Origin of the sequence: Neorhizobium sp. LMR1-1-1.1 (genome assembly GCF_040675795.1) — a bacterium.
Taxonomy (GTDB): domain Bacteria; phylum Pseudomonadota; class Alphaproteobacteria; order Rhizobiales; family Rhizobiaceae; genus Neorhizobium; species Neorhizobium cellulosilyticum.
On record NZ_JBEGHE010000036.1, the window covers coordinates 435,391 to 451,750 of the forward strand.

Here is a 16,360-nt window from a genome sequence, read left to right on the forward strand (position 1 = left end):
ACCGCAGCAAATAACCAAGGGAACTGAAACATGCTGGAAATGAAACGCCGCTTCTTCCTCGCGGGCACCGCCGCCATCCTTGCAGCACCTTCGATGAGCTTTGCCCAAGCGACGCCGGCCAAGGGCGGCACGCTGAAGATCTCTGTCGACCAGGCGGCAAGCGTCATCCATCCGCTGCTTACTCGCGTCAACCCGGAATATCTCGTCACTGAGCTGCTCTACAGCAATCTGACGCGCCTACGCGTCGACATGTCTGTCGAGCCGGATCTGGCCGAGAGCTGGACGGCCAATGATGCGCTGACCGAATGGACCTTCAAGCTGCGCACTGGCGTCACCTTCCATGACGGTTCCGCCTTCACCGCCAAGGATGTCGTCGCGACCTTCAAGGCGATCCTCGATCCGGCAACGGCTTCGCCGGGCCGCAACAATGTCGGCCCGATCGCCGATATCGTTGCCGTTGACGATGCGACCGTGCTGTTCAAGCTTTCCGGCGGCTATGCCGACTTGCCCGTTTCGATGGCCTATACGAATGCCCGTATCATTCCGGCCGCCATCGCCACCGGCGACCTGAAAAGCCTGTCGACCAAGGCTGTCGGCACCGGCCCTTTCAAGCTCGTTTCCTACGAGCCGGATCGTCTGATCGTCGTCGAACGCAACGAAAAGTATTACGACCCGGCACGCCCCTATCTCGACCGCGTCGAAGTGCATGTCTTCCCGGATACGTCGGCTGAAAGCTCTGCATTGTTGTCCGGCGATATCGACATCATCTCCACCATCCAGCCGCCGGAATTCATGCGCGTCGATGGCAATGACGGCATTACCACGCTGCGTACGCCGTCGGGCCAGTTCTGCAACATCAACTTCGGTTGCGACACGGCACCGTTCAACGATCCGCGCGTCCGTCGCGCCATTGCGCTCACCGTCGACCGCGAAGCCATGGTCGGTTTCGTCACCGAAGGTTTTGGCACGATCGGCAACGACACGCCGCTCAACCCGTCCTACCGTTTCTTCAAACAGGTCAAACAGCGTGAGGCCAATATCGCCGAAGCCAAGAAGCTTCTCGCTGAGGCAGGTTTCCCGAATGGTCTCGAAGCAACCCTGATCGCCTCCGACCGCCCGGCGGTGCGCACCCAGCTTGCCGTCGCACTGCGTGAAATGGCCAAGGAAGCCGGCATCAACATCAATGTCCAGACCATGCCGCATGCGACCTATCTGGAGCAGGTATGGAAGAAGGGTTCGTTCTACGTCGGCTTCTACAACATGCAGCCGACCCCGGATGGCATCTTCAAGCTGCTCTACACGTCCGATGCGGCCTGGAACGAGACGCGCTGGAACAACAAGGCATTCGATAAGCTGGTCGGCGAAGCCCGCGGCACGACCGACGAGGCAAAGCGCACCGAGCTTTACACCAAGGCACAGGAAATCATGAACGAGGAAGTGCCCTCGATCATCCCGTCCTTCTTCGACGTTCTGGCCGCCAAGCGCAGCTGGGTCGAAGGTTTCGAAGCCCATCCGCGCGCATCCGTCTATCGCCTCGACTACGCTTCGCTTTCCGACAAGGCACCGAAGCGCGGCTGATTCATCCGACCGCCAATATCGCCGGGCGCCATGATGGCGTCCGGCCCTCTTGACCAAGGAACACGCCCCTGTCTCCGAACTACATAGCCAAGCGGCTAGTGATGATCGTCTACACGCTTCTTGTCGTGTCGCTGATCGTCTTTGCCATTACCCAGATCCTGCCCGCCGACGCGGCGGTGATGATGCTGGGCGAAAACGCCACCCCGGAAGCGCTCGACGCGCTGCGCCAGACGATGGGCCTCGATCAGCCGATCTGGCAGCAATATGCGACCTGGCTCTGGCATGTCGTGCAGGGGGATCTCGGCACGTCGCTGCGTACCGGCCAGCCGGTTGGCCCCGCCATGTTCGAAGCGCTTGGTCGATCCCTCATTCTGGCATTCTTCTCGATCGGCCTGATGCTTATCCTCGCCATTCCTCTCGGGATCATCGCCGCCATCCGTCGCGGCAAGATCGCCGATATGGTGGTGAGCCTGATTTCCTATGCCGGCGTAGCACTTCCCGAATTCGTTACGGCGACGATCGCCGTTCTTCTCTTTGCCGACTGGATGAAATGGCTGCCGCCGACCGGTTACGTGCCACTGACGGAGGATTTCTTCGGCGGTATCGCGCATCTGGTGCTGCCGGTCTGCGTCATCTCGATCATCCTGATCGCCCACGTGTCCCGCATGGTGCGCTCCGAACTCGTCGATGTGCTGCATACGGACTATATCCGCGCCGCGAGGCTGAAAGGCTTGTCGCGCGGTCACGTGCTGCGCCACCACGCGTTGCGCAATGCGCTTCTGCCGACCATCACCATCGTCGCGCTCGATGTCGGTTATCTTCTCGGCGGCGTTATTGTCGTCGAGGAAATCTTCGCCATTCCCGGTATCGGACGCCAGCTGATCGTCGCCATCCAGGCGCGTGACCTGCCTGCCATCCAGGCCGGTGTGCTGATCATGGCTGCCACCTATTCGATCGTCAATTTCATTGCCGACATCCTCTATGCCTGGCTCGACAAGAGGATCCAGTATGACTGAGTTTTTGAAACGCCTGCTGAAGACGCCTCAGGGCGCGATCGGCACTTTTCTCGTGGTGCTGGTCCTCGCGATCGTCGTGTTCGGCCCGATGGTTGCTCCTTACGATCCGGAAAAGCTGTCGCCGCTTGCCCGCTACAAGGGACCGAGCCTGACATACTGGCTCGGCACTGACCAGTATGGTCGCGACATTTTTAGCCGGCTTCTGATCGGCGCGCGCGCCACCGTCGTCATGGCGGTCCTCGCCACCATTGCCGGCACGCTGATCGGCGCCCTGATCGGCACTGCGTCCGCCTTCCTCGGCGGCCGCGCCGATGAGCTGATCATGCGCACCATCGATGCGGTCATGTCGATCCCGAGCCTGCTTTTCGCGCTGCTGGTGGTCAACCTTCTCGGTTCCAGCACGATCAATGCACTGGTTGCCGTCGCCATCGCATTCGCACCCGGCATGGCCCGTATCACCCGAAGCGTGGCGCTGTCGGTGCGCAAGCAGGACTATGTGAATGCGGCGATCGCCCGCGGCGAGAGCTCTTCCTACATCATCCGCCGCGAAATGCTGCCGAACGTGATCGCGCCGATCATCGTCGAGATGACCATTCGTGTCTCGTTTGCCGTGATGCTGTTTGCGACGCTCTCCTTCCTCGGTCTCGGCGCACAGCCGCCGGCGGCCGAATGGGGCCTGATGGTCTCGGAAGCCCGTCGTTACATGCATCTGTCGGCCGGCATCCTGATCTGGCCGAGCGTGGCGATCGCCATCGTCGCCGTCGGCTTCAACCTTCTGGGCGACGGTCTCCGCGATGCCCTCAATCCGCGGACCTGAGGTGACACCCATGACAAATACCGAGAACAAGCCGGTGCTCTCCATCGAGAACTATTCGCTGGATTACGAGACCGCTAACGGCACGTTTCACGCGCTGAAAAACATCGATCTCGCCATCAACCGCGGCGAAATCCTCGGCCTCGTCGGCGAAAGCGGCTCAGGCAAGACCTCGCTCGCATGGTCGATCATGCGCTACCTGCCGAAAAATGCCCGTGAACCGGGCGGTCGCATCCTGCTCGGCGGCGACAACCTGCTGGATAAATCCGAACGGCAGATGGAGGCCATCCGCGGCCGGCGTATCAGCATGGTGTTTCAGGACCCGAGCACGTCGCTCAACCCGACGCTGTCGCTCGGGACACAGCTCTCGGAGGTTCTCATCCGCCATCGCGGTCTGACCCGCCAGCAGGCGTGGAAGGAAGGCGAGGAACGGCTTGCGCATGTGGGGCTGAAGACGCCGGGGCAGATGATGCACCGCATGCCGCATGAGGTTTCCGGCGGCGAAAAGCAGCGTGTCGTCATCGCATCCGCCTTTGCCTGCAACCCGGAATGCATCATTTTCGACGAGCCGACCACGGCGCTCGACGTGATTACCTCGCGGCAGATCCTCGATCTGTTCGTCGAGTTGCAGGCCGAGACGGGTGTCGCTTCGCTCTATATCTCGCATGATCTGGCGCTGGTTGCCCGCACGGCAAGCCGCGTGGCCGTGATCAAGCGTGGCGATATCGTCGAGCAGGGCCCGGTCCGCGACATCTTCACCAATCCGCAGCAGGACTATACCCGCGAGCTGATCGATGCCGTTCCTGACCCGGCTCACCGTCTGGTGAAGGAGGATGTGGTCGTGGCCGAAAAGCCGCTGGTGAAGGTCGAGAATGTCAGCGTGCATTTCGGCCGCAAGTCGTTCCTCGCGGCACTGACCGGCAAGAAGACCGATCGTGTTACCGGCAATAACGCGATCAGCCTCAGCGTCAATCCGGGTGAGATTCTCGGCATCGTCGGCGAGAGCGGGTCGGGCAAGTCGACGCTTGCCAAGGCCATGACAGGCCTCAACCGGTTCGAAGGCAAGATCTGGTTCGACGGGCGTGAGATCCGGCATCTCGGCGATATGGACAATGCCTATCGCAAGGACGTGCAGATCATCTTCCAGCATCCGGATGCCTCGCTCAATCCGCGCCAGAAGATCTTTGAGATCCTCTCGCGGCCGCTGAAACTGTTCGGTGATGGGAGCGATCTCGAAAAGCAGGTCGGCGACATGCTGGAACAGGTGCGCCTGCCACGCACCCATGCCAACCGTTATCCGCACCAGCTTTCCGGTGGCGAGAAACAGCGTGTGGCAATTGCCCGTGCCTTTGCCTCGAAGCCGAAGCTGGTCATCTGTGACGAGATCACCTCGGCGCTCGACGTTTCAGTTCAGGCTTCCGTGGTAGAGCTGCTGCTCGAACTGCAGAAGGCGAGCGGCACGGCCTATCTCTTCATCACCCACGATCTCAACCTTATCCGCCAGATCGCCCACCGGATCGCCGTCATGTATCGCGGCGACCTGATCGAGGTGGTGAAGGCAGACGAGATCGATAGCCCTGATCGGGCCGACTATACCCGCCGGCTGATCGAAGCGGTGCCGCGCGCGGCCGCCCAATTTCAATGACCAATACCAGTGATACTGCATCAAGGAGCATGACAATGGACCCGAAGTCCCTCGTGGATCGGATCGACGAAAAGGCCTGCCTCGATTTCCTGTCGAAAATGGTCCAGCACAAGAGCCATTCGGAGACCGAAGGCGAGAAGGATCTCGCCCGCTGGATGGCCAAGGAACTCGAAAAGATCGGCGTCGAGGCCGAGCTTCAGGCGTTTGACGAAGGCCGCCGCTTCAACACGATCGGTCACCTGAAGGGTGAGGGCGGCGGAAAGAGCCTGCTGTTCAACGGCCATCTCGACACCAATCCGGTGACCGAAGGCTGGACGGTCGATCCTTACGCGGGCCTCGTCGACGACAAGTTCATCTACGGCATCGGCGTGTCCAACATGAAGGCCGGTGATGCGGCCTATTTCTGCGCGGTGAAGACACTGCTCGATGCGGGCGTCAAGCTGAAGGGCGATGTGGTCCTGACCTTCGTCGTTGGCGAATTGCAGGGCGGCGTCGGCACGCTGGCTGCGATCAGGAGCGGCGTGAAGGCCGACTATTTCATCAACAGCGAGCCGAGCGACCTCGTTGCCGTCACCATGCATGCGGCGGCACTCAGCTATGTCATCGAACTGACTGGCGATACGCGTCATCTTTCGAAGCGTGAAGAATCCGTCGATGCGATTGCAGCGGCCTGCGATATCATTCCGCGCATCAATGCGATGACCTTCAGCGGCGCCAAGAGCGATGCGCATCGCTCGATCAACCGCGGCCATGTCGGTGTCGTGCATGGCGCGCTCGGCCGCGACTTCGCCGAATGGCGTCCGCCGCAGGTGGCCGATTTCGTTCGTCTGCGCGGTTCGCTGCGGTATGCGCCGGGCCAGACGCAGGAGAGCGTGCTGGCAGACGTCGAAAAGGAGCTGCGTCTGCTCGAAGGCCGCTTCCCCGGGCTTCAGGCCAAGCTGGTTCCGGACATGATCGAAGGCCGCCCATTGATGCCGCCTTTCGAGGTTTCGCCGGATAGCCGCATCGTCAAGTCGATCAATGCCGCTTACGAAGCCGTTCGCGGCGAAAAGCAGCCAACCGGTGCTATCACCCCCACGCGTTTCTACGGCACCGATGCTGGCCATCTCTATCATGAACTTGGCATGGAAGGCATCGTCTGCGGTCCGGGTGGCCGGTACAACACCATGCCGGACGAGCGCGTCGATATCATCGACTTCCTCGACATGATCCGCGTCTACATGCTGACCATCCTCGATATCTGCGAGGTGGCATAAGATGTTCTCCCGGGCGGAATATGATCGTCGTATCGCTCTCGCCCGGGACGCCATGGCGTCTTCTGGCGCCGATCTGCTTCTCGTCGACAGCGGCGAACTTCTCGCATGGCTGACGGGCTATACTGTCTCCGAAACCATGTATCGCGCGGCGTTCCTGCCGCGCGAAGGTGAAGCCTGGTTTTGTTTGCGTGCGCTCGATGAAGCCCCATGCCGGGAGAAGAGCTGGATTACCGATGTCGTCGGCTTTGCCGATACCGATGAAGCGCAGTCGGCCGTTACCGCAAGCATCCGCGACCACGGTTTTGGCAGAGCGCGGATTGCTCTCGATACAAATTCCTACAGCATGAGTGCCGCCACTTTCATGCGGCTGCAGGCGCTTCTGCCCGAAGCCATTTTCGTGCCGATGCCCGGCCTGAGCGACAGCCTGCGCTGGGTGAAATCCGAGGAAGAGATTGCCGTTCTTGCCCAGGCATCCGAAATTGCCGATAAGGCGATGGCGGAGATCGCAAGACAGGCAAAGCCCGGCATGACGACGCGCGATGCAGCCGCCATTGCATCAGGTGTGTTCCTGCGCGAGGGCGCCGATACCGGTGAGGTCGGTCCGGTGGTCAAGGCCTCCGGCAGCCATGAGTTTCTTCACGGCGTGTTCAAGACCGAGGCGATCGAGGAGGGCGACGTGCTGCATGTCGAGCTCATTCCACGCGTCGGCAATTACGGCGCGCGGATGATGCGGCCGATCGTGGTGGGCAAGCCATCGGATGCGCTTACAGCCGCTGCCGGGAAGCTGATCGAGCTACAGGATCTGCAGATCGCTGCGATGAAACCCGGCGCTATCGCCAGCGATGTCGACGCGATCATGCGCAACGGCGCGCTCGATTCCGGCCTGCGGCCGGTCTACGACAATGTCACTGCCTATACGCTCGGTCTCTACACCCGGACCCCGCGTACCAGTGACCTTTCCGGCACCTTCCTGCCGACATCCGACTGGCCGCTGGAGGAAGGCATGGTCTTCCATCTCTATGCCACAGCGCAGGGCCTCGGCTTTAGTGAAACCGTGGTGGTCGCCAAGCAGGGCGGTATTCGCCTCACAAAGTCCCCACGCGTCATCATGCGCGCAACGGTCTGAAACACCGTCTCCGGCACCAGTTCCGATGTCTGCAACCTTGCCGGCGCCTCACCCGAGATGCTGGCGTTTTGCTGTGCAGATGTGGCGGCAGGTTGAAGACTGCCGGACCAACTAACCTTGTTTGCTTACATTTTGAGCGATGGTTGGCGAAGCCTAAAAAATGGCTTGACGGGCGTGAGAAAAATCCTCCAAGATGAACCAATAGACAATTGGTTCGACCAAATAGTGCGAGTTGACTGCAAACCCTAACGACAATTCCAACTTTGCGCTGGCGAGGCTTCGCGAGTTCATCCGCAATGAAGAACTGGCGAAAGATGGCCGCCTGCCGACGGAAAGGGCGTTTGCGGAGACCTTGAATGTCGGCCGTCGGGCAGTCCGCCGTGCGCTGGAAGTCCTGGAGGCGGAGGGGCTGGTCTGGCGGCGTCAGGGAGCCGGAACCTTTCTGGGTGAAAAGCCGGATGGCTGGTCTGCTCAGGTCGATGAACTGGTTGCCGGTACCGACTTCATGGAAATCATGGAGGTTCGCCTTCGCATCGAGCCGCAGCTTGCGCAACTTGCGGCAATGCGTGCCAAGCCTTCCGAGATCGAGCGGATGCGCGCTCTCGCTGAAAAGACCGGCCAGAGCACGGATGCCGATTCCAAGGAGCTTTGGGACGGTTCGCTGCATCGCCAGATCGCCCAGAGCGCTGGCAACGGCCTGTTCTTGTCGATTTTCGACTTGGTCAACCGCGTTCGTCAGGACGAGGCATGGCAGTCCATCCGCGAACGCGCCCGGCGCACCGGAACCAATGGGCGAACCTCTTACGAACAGCACATGGCGATCGTCGATGCGATTGCCGCCCGGGATCCCGGGCGGGCGGGCGAAGCCATGCGCCAGCACCTTCTGATGCACCAGGAGCGCCTGATCCGCGCCACCTCACTTGAGTTTCTCGACGACACTGCTTCGGCGGTGTCGTCGTCCGATACGGAGGAAACCGACGGAGGCGACATCAGCGCCGCCTCGTGATCCGCCGACTGAAGACCGCCTGGCCCGTCGGGCCGGCCAACAAGAAAAATAACGTCAAAGATAGTCAGACCAGAGGATAGAACATGAAGAGAATTACCGCTTTGAGTGCGGCGCTGCTCGCCAGTGCCTTGATGGCCATGCCGGCCATGTCGTCTGAACTACGCATCGGTCTCAACGACGACGCGGACGTGCTGGATCCTGCCCAGTCGCGCACCTTTGTCGGCCGCATCGTCTATACCGCGATGTGCGACAAGCTTGTCGATATCGACCAGGACATGAAGGTCGTCCCGCAGCTCGCCACCGAATGGGCCTGGTCCGAAGAGGGCAAGGTTTTGACGATGAAGATCCGTGATGGCGTCAAGTTCCATGACGGCGAAGTGCTCGATGCTGCAGCCGTTGTCGCCACCATCGAACGCAACATGACGCTGCCGGAATCGCGCCGCAAGAGCGAGCTTTCCTCGGTCGCCAAGGTCGAGGCAACCGGTCCGCTGGAAGTCAAGTTCACCTTGAAATCCGCTGACGTGACGCTGCTTGCCCAGCTCTCCGATCGCGCCGGCATGATCGTTGCGCCGAAGGCTGCCAAGGAACTCGGCGCCAATTTCGGCTCCAAGCCGGTTTGCGCCGGCCCGTTCAAGTTCGTCGAGCGTATCCAGCAGGATCGTATTGTGCTGGAAAAATTCGCCGACTACTGGGACAAGGATAAGGTTCTGGTCGACAAGGTGACCTACCTGCCGATCCCCGACACGACCGTGAAGCTCGCCAACCTGCGTTCGGGCGATCTCGACATGGCCGAGCGTATTTCCGCTTCCGACGCGGAATCGGTGAAGAACGACGCGAACCTCACCTATGCCGACGTCATCGGTCCGGGTTACATGGCGATGTATGTCAACATCGGCAACGGCCCGCGTGCGGACAATCCGCTGGGCAAGGACAAGCGCCTGCGCCAGGCATTTTCGCTGGCGATCGATCGCGAAGCAATCGGCCAGATCGTTTTCGAAGGCACGTCCAAGGCCGGCAACCAGCCGTTCCCGCCGTCGAGTCCCTGGTTCGACAAGGATATCCCGGTTCCGGCCCGCGATATAGAAAAGGCCAAGCAGCTGATGAAGGAAGCGGGCTATGAGAAGCTCGATATCGAGCTGCAGCACGCCAACAATACCACCCAAACGCAGATGATGCAGGTCATCCAGTCGATGGTGGCCGAAGCCGGCTTCAACGTCACGCTGAAGGCAACCGAATTCGCCACGCTTCTTTCCGAACAGACCGCCGGCAACTATCAGCTGTCCCGTTCGGACTGGTCCGGCCGTATCGATCCGGATGGCAATATTCACCAGTTCGTCACCTGCAAGGGCGGCATTAACGACGTGAAATATTGCAACCCGAAGGTCGACGAGCTGCTCAACGCGGCCCGCGCCTCAACCGATGACGCTGTCCGCAAGGAAAAGTATGACGCGGCCATGACGATCCTCGATGAGGACATGCCGATCATCTACCTCGGCCACCAGCCTTATGCCTACGCCCTTTCCAAGAAGGTCAAGGGCTGGGCTCCGTCGCCGGACGGCATGATCCGTCTGCTCGGCGTCAGCAAGGACTGATCGCTAATTTCATAAAGGCAGCCGCACGGGGACATTCCTCGTGCGGCGCCCACACTGACCATACCGAGACCTAGCCTGAACGAGGGCGATGCCATGCCTGTTTACATCGGCAAGCGACTACTGGTCGCGATCCCGACGCTGCTGATCATTTCGATCTTCGTCTTTTCATTGCAGAAGCTATTGCCCGGTGACCCGGTTCTGGCCATGGCCGGTGAAGAACGCGATCCGGCTACGATCGAATTCCTGCGCGAGAAATATCGTCTCAACGATCCGATGCCGATTCAGTACCTCAACTGGCTGGGCGGCGTCGTGACAGGCGATTTCGGCATTTCGCTCAGAACCAACCAGCCTGTGCTGGAACTGATCGGACAGAAACTGCCGGTCACCATTCAGCTTGCCGTCATGGCGATGTTCTTCGCGATGATCATCGGCATCCCGATCGGTATTCTGGCTGCGGTGAAGAAGAATACCTGGATCGACTACACCGCCAATATCGTGGCGCTTTCCGGCCTCTCCATCCCGAATTTCTGGCTGGGCATCATGCTGATCCTGCTGGTCTCAGTGCAGCTCGGATGGCTTCCGGCTTCCGGTTACGAGTCGATCTTCGTCGATCCGGTCCGCTCCATCCAGACGATGATCATGCCGGCTTTCGTGCTTGGCAACGCGCTTGCCGCAACCCTGATGCGCCATACCCGCTCGGCCATGGTCGCGGTTTTGAGCTCCGATTATATCCGCACCGCCCGCGCCAAAGGGCTGTCGCCAAGCGAAATCATCCTGTCGCACAGTTTCCGCAACGCGCTTCTGCCGGTCATCACGCTTCTGGCGCTGCTCTTCGGCGAGCTGCTTGCCGGTGCCGTCCTGACCGAACAGATCTTCACCATTCCGGGCTTCGGCAAGATGACCGTCGATGCCGTGTTCACCCGCGATTATGCCGTCGTCCAGGGCATCGTGCTGTGCACCGCCGTCGGCTTCATCCTGATGAACCTTCTCGCCGACATTGCCTATGTCCTGCTCAATCCGCGCCTCAGGGCGACTATCTGAGGACGACGATATGACTTCCATCAACTCAACCGTCTCCATCCCCGCCAAGCGACAGGAGAGCCGCGCCTGGAAGAAGATGAAGCGCAACAGGTCGGCCCTTGCCGGCCTGATCATCGTGCTTTTCTTCGCCATTCTCGCCATCGCCGCTCCGATCCTGCCGATCGCCGATCCAATTGCCACAAGCTGGGGCGCGATCCGCAAGGCACCATCCGCCGCCCACTGGCTCGGCACTGACGATCTCGGACGCGACATTCTCTCGCGGATGATCTACGGCGCGCAGGCCTCGCTGATGGCTGGTGTCGTCTCGGTTTTGATCGCCGTGGTGATCGGCGTGCCCTTTGGCCTGCTCGCCGGATATTTCGGCGGCTGGGTCGACATGGTGATCTCGCGTGTCACCGAGGCTCTGCTTGCCATGCCCTTTCTCATCATGGCGATTGCGCTTGCCGCCTTTCTCGGCCCGAGCCTGACCAATGCGATGATCGCCATCGGTCTTTCGGCCATGCCGATCTTCGTGCGGCTGACCCGCGGCCAGGTGCTTGCGGTCAAGACGGAGGACTATGTCGAGGGCGCTCGTTCGATCGGCCTGAACCATTTCGACATCATGACCCGCTACATCCTGCCCAATGTCTTTGCCCCGATCATCGTTCAGGCAACGCTTACGGTGGCGACCGCGATCATCGCGGAAGCAAGCCTTTCTTTCCTCGGGCTGGGCCAGCAGGCGCCAGCACCAAGCTGGGGTTCGATGCTCAACACCGCCAAGAACTTTCTGAGCCAGGCACCTTGGATGACCATGTGGCCTGGTATCGCAATCTTCCTCGTCGTCATCGGGTTCAATCTGCTTGGCGACGGCCTGCGCGACGCACTCGATCCTCGCGAAGCCTAAGACTGGGCGAAGCCTGAAATCTCATAGGGAATTCCAAGAATGTCCGATTTTACCACTCGCCCCGAAATCCTCGGCACCTTCGGCGTCGTTACCTCCACGCATTGGATCGCATCCGCCGTCGGCATGGCCATCCTCGAAAAGGGTGGCAATGCCTTTGACGCCGCTGTTGCCACCGGCTTCGTTTTGCAGATCGTCGAGCCGCACCTCTGCGGTCCGGGTGGCGACATGCCGGCTGTCTTTTATTCCAAGAAGACCGACAAGGTTGAGGTCATCTGCGCACAGGGCCCGGCTCCGGCCGGTGCCACGATCGAGCATTACACGTCGGAAGGTCTTAAGCTGATCCCCGGCGACGGTCTGCTTGCCACGGTCATCCCCGGCGCCTTCGACGGCTGGATGCTGATGCTGCGCGATTACGGCACGATGAGCGTGCGCGAGGTTCTGGAGCCTGCGATCTATTACGCCGAGCACGGTCATCCGACGCTGCCGCGCGTGTCGAATACGATCAAGGGCCTTGCCGATTTCTTCAAGAAGGAATGGCCGACCTCCTACGAAACCTGGCTACCGGGTGGTTCGGCACCGGAAGCACATGCCAATTTCAAGAACCCGGTCTTGGCCGAGACCTACAAGCGCATCATCGCGGAATCGGAAGCCAGGACCGGCCGCGAAAATCAGGTCGAGGCGGCGCGTGACGCCTTCTATCGCGGCTTCGTGGCGGAAACGATCGATAGCTACCTCAAGACCGCCGAAGTCATGGATGCGAGCGGTTCCAAGCACAAGGGTGTCTTGACCGCTGAAGACATGGCGAACTGGAGCGCCACCGTCGAAGCACCGCAGACGCTGGATTATCAGGACTGGACGATCGCCAAGACGCCGGCTTGGGGGCAGGGGCCGGTGCTTCTTCAGTCGCTCGCGCTCTTGAAGGGTTTTGATCTTGCCGCCATGGACCCGTCTGGCCCGGATTTCGTCCATACGGTGGTCGAGGCGATGAAACTCGCCTTCGCCGACCGAGAGGTCTATTACGGCGATCCGGAATTTGGTCAGATCCCGACCGAATATCTTCTCTCGGAAGGCTATAATGCCGAGCGACGCAAGCTGATCGGCTCGACGGCTTCGCTCGACCTTCGCCCGGGTACAGTGCCGGGTTACGAGCATCAGGTCGACGCGACCATGGCGATGCTGGCCGAGATGAGCGGCACGGGCACAGTTTACGAGCCGACCATGTCGCACCTGACCGAAAAGCGTGGCGATACCGTCCATATCGACGTCATCGACCGCTGGGGCAACATGGTCTCGACCACGCCGTCGGGCGGCTGGCTGCAGTCCTCGCCGATCGTGCCGGGGCTCGGTTTCGCGCTGAATTCCCGCGCCCAGATGTTCTGGTTGAAGGACGGCCTGCCGACTTCGCTTGCACCGGGCAAGCGTCCGCGCACGACGCTGACCCCGTCGCTGGCGCTGCATCAGGGCAAGCCCTCTATGGTTTTCGGCACGCCGGGCGGCGACCAGCAGGACCAATGGCAGCTGCCTTTCTTCCTGCGGTATGCCCATCACGGCAAGAACCTGCAGGCGGCGATCGACATGCCGCTCTTCCACACGTCCCATTTCCCGGGCTCGTTCTATCCGCGCACCAGCTCGCCGGGCGAGATCATGGTGGAAAGCACAATCGGCGAAGCAACGCTCGAAGAACTCCGCCGCCGCGGCCACAAGGTCAAGGTTGCCGACGCGTGGTCGGTCGGTCGCCTGACAGCCGCCCGCCGCGATGCCGATGGCCTGCTGCGGGCTGCCGCAACTCCGCGCCTGATGCAGGCCTATGCGATAGGACGCTGACACCATGACCTGGTCGATCGTCGCACGTGATCCCAAAACGGGAGATTTCGGTATTGCAGTTGCCAGCCGCTTTTTCGCGGTCGGCTGCGCGGTGCCGCATATCAGAGGCAGAGTGGGGGCAATCGCCACCCAGGCCTTTGTCAGCCCGATCTACGGAACCGATGGCCTCAAGCTCCTCGAAGAGGGGCTTGCACCGGAGGAGATCATTGCGACGCTGACCGCGCGTGACGACGGCCATCGCCAGCGCCAGATGCATCTGATCGACGGTCAGGGCCGCAACGCTGCCTTCACGGGCGAAAAATGCGTTGATTGGGCGGGCCATCTGGTCGCGGAGAATGTTTCCGTCGCCGGAAACATGCTTATCGGGCCTGAAGTCATAGCAGAGACGCTGCGGGTCTACAGAGACCGTGCAGCCTCCGGCATGCCGATGGCCGAATGCTTGCTCGACGCGATGGATGCAGGCGAGGCGGCAGGCGGCGATAAGCGCGGGCGACAGTCGGCGGCGATCGTCATCTATCGCGATCAGGATTATCCGTGGCTGCGCATTCATGCCGACGATCACGCAGCGCCACTTGCGGAACTGCGCCGGCTCTATGCCGTGGCGCAGGAGCGGTATCTCCATGTGGCCGAGACCATGCCGACCCGTGACAATCCACATGGCATGATCGACCGTTCGGTCATCGATCAGAAAATTGCTGCCCTCGAGGCTGCCCGCGACGCGGAAGGCCGTGCCCCCGCCTCCTTTGCTACACCCTGGAAACCTCTATGACCCAAGCTCCCGTCCTGTCCGTCAAGAACCTCTCGACCTCTTTCCTCGTCGATGGAGAATGGAAGAGCGTTGTCCGCAACATGTCCTTCGATGTTGCGCCGGGTGAGACTGTCGCCATCGTCGGCGAAAGTGGCTCCGGCAAGTCCGTCACTTCGCTGTCGCTGATGCGTCTTCTGGCGTCGGCAACCAGCCGCATAGAAGGTGAGGTCATGCTGAATGGCCGCAATCTTCTCGCGCTGTCTGAAAAGGAGATGCGGGCGGTGCGCGGCAATGAGGTCTCGATGATCTTTCAGGAGCCGATGACCTCGCTCAACCCGATCTTTACCATCGGAAGGCAGATCTCCGAGGTTCTCGTCAGACACAAGGCGATGTCGAAGACCGAAGCCCGTGCCGAAACGATCCGGCTACTCGAAAAGGTTCGCATCCCCAATGCTGCCGGCCGTTTCGATGAATATCCACACCAGTTCTCCGGCGGCATGCGCCAGCGTGTGATGATCGCCATGGCGCTCGCCTCGCGGCCGAAGCTGCTGATCGCTGACGAGCCGACGACCGCACTCGACGTGACCATTCAGGGGCAGATCCTCGACCTGATCAAGGTGCTGCAGGAAGAGGAGGGCATGTCCGTCCTGTTCATAACCCATGACATGGGTGTCGTTGCAGAAATCGCCGACCGCACCATCGTCATGTTCCGCGGCGACGAGGTCGAGACCGGCCCGACCGAGGAGATTTTCCACCGCGGCAAGCACCCGTACACGCGGGCACTTCTCTCGGCGGTACCGAAGCTCGGCTCGATGCAGGGGCACGACTGGCCGACACGGTTCCCGGTTCTTGACGCCGAGACGGGTAGACCGGCCGAACCGGTAGAGGTGGCCGATACCGTCGTCCTGTCGAAGCGTCCGGTTCTAGAGGTGAAGAACCTCGTCACCCGTTTCCCGATCCGTTCCGGCCTCTGGTCGCGTCAGACGGGTGCCGTCCATGCGGTCGAAAACGTCTCCTTCGATCTCTTCCAGGGCGAAACCCTGTCGCTGGTCGGCGAATCCGGCTGCGGCAAGTCAACGACCGGTCGTTCGATCATGCGTCTCGTCGAACCGACCGGAGGTGACGTTGCGCTCGACGGTTATGACGTCATGCGGCTCGACACGATGGGTCTGCGGCAGATGCGCAAGTCGGTACAGATGATCTTCCAGGATCCGTTCTCCTCGCTCAATCCGCGCATGACGGTGGGCACGGCGATCTCCGAACCCTTCATCAAACATCGTCTGGGCACGGCAAAACAGGCGAAGGAAAAAACGGCGGATCTACTCGAAAAGGTCGGTCTTTCCGCCGATATGGCGAGCCGTTATCCGCACGAATTCTCCGGCGGCCAGCGTCAGCGCATTGCCATCGCCCGCGCGCTGGCTCTCGACCCGAAGGTGATCGTCGCCGACGAAAGCGTCTCGGCGCTCGACGTTTCGATCAAGGCACAGGTCTGTAACCTGCTTCTCGATCTGCAGCAGAGCCTCAACCTCGCCTTCCTTTTCATCAGCCATGACATGGCGGTGGTCGAGCGGGTCAGCCATCGGGTTGCGGTCATGTATCTGGGCGAGATCGTCGAAATCGGGCCGCGCGCGGCGGTCTTCGACAATCCGCAGCATCCCTATACGAAGAAGCTGATGTCCGCAGTACCGGTGCCGGACCCGGCGCGACGCGGCATCCGTCGCGGCATTTCCAACGACGAGCTGAAGAGCCCGGTGCGGGCAATGGGTTATGAGCCGCCGAAGCGGGAATACAAGGAAGTGTCACCCGGACATGTGGTACAGATCGGCTGATC

13 protein-coding genes are annotated in these 16,360 nt (G+C 60.9%); all 13 read left to right on the plus strand.

The annotated features are described in order from the left end of the window. Nucleotides 1-30 precede the first annotated feature (30 nt). The 13 genes from MRBLMR1_RS22370 (at nucleotide 31) to MRBLMR1_RS22430 (ending at nucleotide 16,358) form a co-directional block, all read left to right on the plus strand. Nucleotides 31-1,578 (plus strand): ABC transporter substrate-binding protein, encoded by a 1,548-nt coding sequence (locus MRBLMR1_RS22370; RefSeq protein WP_500066284.1) that lies wholly within the window; start codon nucleotides 31-33, stop codon nucleotides 1,576-1,578. A 68-nt stretch (nucleotides 1,579-1,646) separates the two neighbouring features. After that, entirely contained in the window at nucleotides 1,647-2,594 is a 948-nt protein-coding gene (locus MRBLMR1_RS22375) for an ABC transporter permease (RefSeq protein WP_220326432.1), read from the plus strand. Beyond that, nucleotides 2,587-3,411, plus strand: a complete 825-nt coding sequence (locus MRBLMR1_RS22380) for an ABC transporter permease (RefSeq protein ID WP_500066286.1) — start codon at nucleotides 2,587-2,589, stop codon at nucleotides 3,409-3,411. Before MRBLMR1_RS22375 ends, MRBLMR1_RS22380 begins: the two co-directional genes overlap by 8 nt. 10 nt (nucleotides 3,412-3,421) lie before the next feature. Beyond that, a complete protein-coding gene (locus tag MRBLMR1_RS22385; RefSeq protein WP_500066288.1) occupies nucleotides 3,422-5,053 on the plus strand; it encodes a dipeptide ABC transporter ATP-binding protein in 1,632 nt (543 codons plus the stop codon). 35 nt (nucleotides 5,054-5,088) lie between these two features. Then, nucleotides 5,089-6,309: a M20 family metallopeptidase gene (locus tag MRBLMR1_RS22390; protein ID WP_500066289.1), complete on the plus strand. Its 1,221-nt coding sequence runs from the start codon at nucleotides 5,089-5,091 to the stop codon at nucleotides 6,307-6,309. Nucleotide 6,310: 1 nt separating this feature from the next. Next, nucleotides 6,311-7,435, plus strand: a complete 1,125-nt coding sequence (locus MRBLMR1_RS22395; RefSeq protein WP_500066291.1) for a M24 family metallopeptidase — start codon at nucleotides 6,311-6,313, stop codon at nucleotides 7,433-7,435. A gap of 232 nt (nucleotides 7,436-7,667) precedes the next feature. After that, the gene (locus MRBLMR1_RS22400) at nucleotides 7,668-8,441 is read left to right on the plus strand and encodes a FadR/GntR family transcriptional regulator (protein ID WP_500066293.1); all 774 of its coding nucleotides are present in this window, start codon (nucleotides 7,668-7,670) and stop codon (nucleotides 8,439-8,441) included. A gap of 83 nt (nucleotides 8,442-8,524) precedes the next feature. After that, nucleotides 8,525-10,033 (plus strand): ABC transporter substrate-binding protein, encoded by a 1,509-nt coding sequence (locus MRBLMR1_RS22405; protein ID WP_148146661.1) that lies wholly within the window; start codon nucleotides 8,525-8,527, stop codon nucleotides 10,031-10,033. A 93-nt stretch (nucleotides 10,034-10,126) separates the two neighbouring features. Further along, nucleotides 10,127-11,074: an ABC transporter permease gene (locus MRBLMR1_RS22410; protein WP_148146659.1), complete on the plus strand. Its 948-nt coding sequence runs from the start codon at nucleotides 10,127-10,129 to the stop codon at nucleotides 11,072-11,074. A gap of 10 nt (nucleotides 11,075-11,084) precedes the next feature. Beyond that, nucleotides 11,085-11,957, plus strand: a complete 873-nt coding sequence (locus MRBLMR1_RS22415) for an ABC transporter permease (protein WP_183685509.1) — start codon at nucleotides 11,085-11,087, stop codon at nucleotides 11,955-11,957. Between the two features lie 39 nt (nucleotides 11,958-11,996). Continuing rightward, nucleotides 11,997-13,781 carry a gamma-glutamyltransferase family protein gene (locus MRBLMR1_RS22420; protein ID WP_404946278.1) on the plus strand — a complete coding sequence of 595 codons (1,785 nt, stop codon included), beginning with the start codon at nucleotides 11,997-11,999 and terminating at the stop codon, nucleotides 13,779-13,781. Between the two features lie 4 nt (nucleotides 13,782-13,785). After that, the gene (locus MRBLMR1_RS22425) at nucleotides 13,786-14,550 is read left to right on the plus strand and encodes a DUF1028 domain-containing protein (protein WP_500066296.1); all 765 of its coding nucleotides are present in this window, start codon (nucleotides 13,786-13,788) and stop codon (nucleotides 14,548-14,550) included. Then, nucleotides 14,547-16,358, plus strand: a complete 1,812-nt coding sequence (locus MRBLMR1_RS22430) for an ABC transporter ATP-binding protein (protein ID WP_500066298.1) — start codon at nucleotides 14,547-14,549, stop codon at nucleotides 16,356-16,358. Before MRBLMR1_RS22425 ends, MRBLMR1_RS22430 begins: the two co-directional genes overlap by 4 nt. Nucleotides 16,359-16,360: the final 2 nt, after the last annotated feature.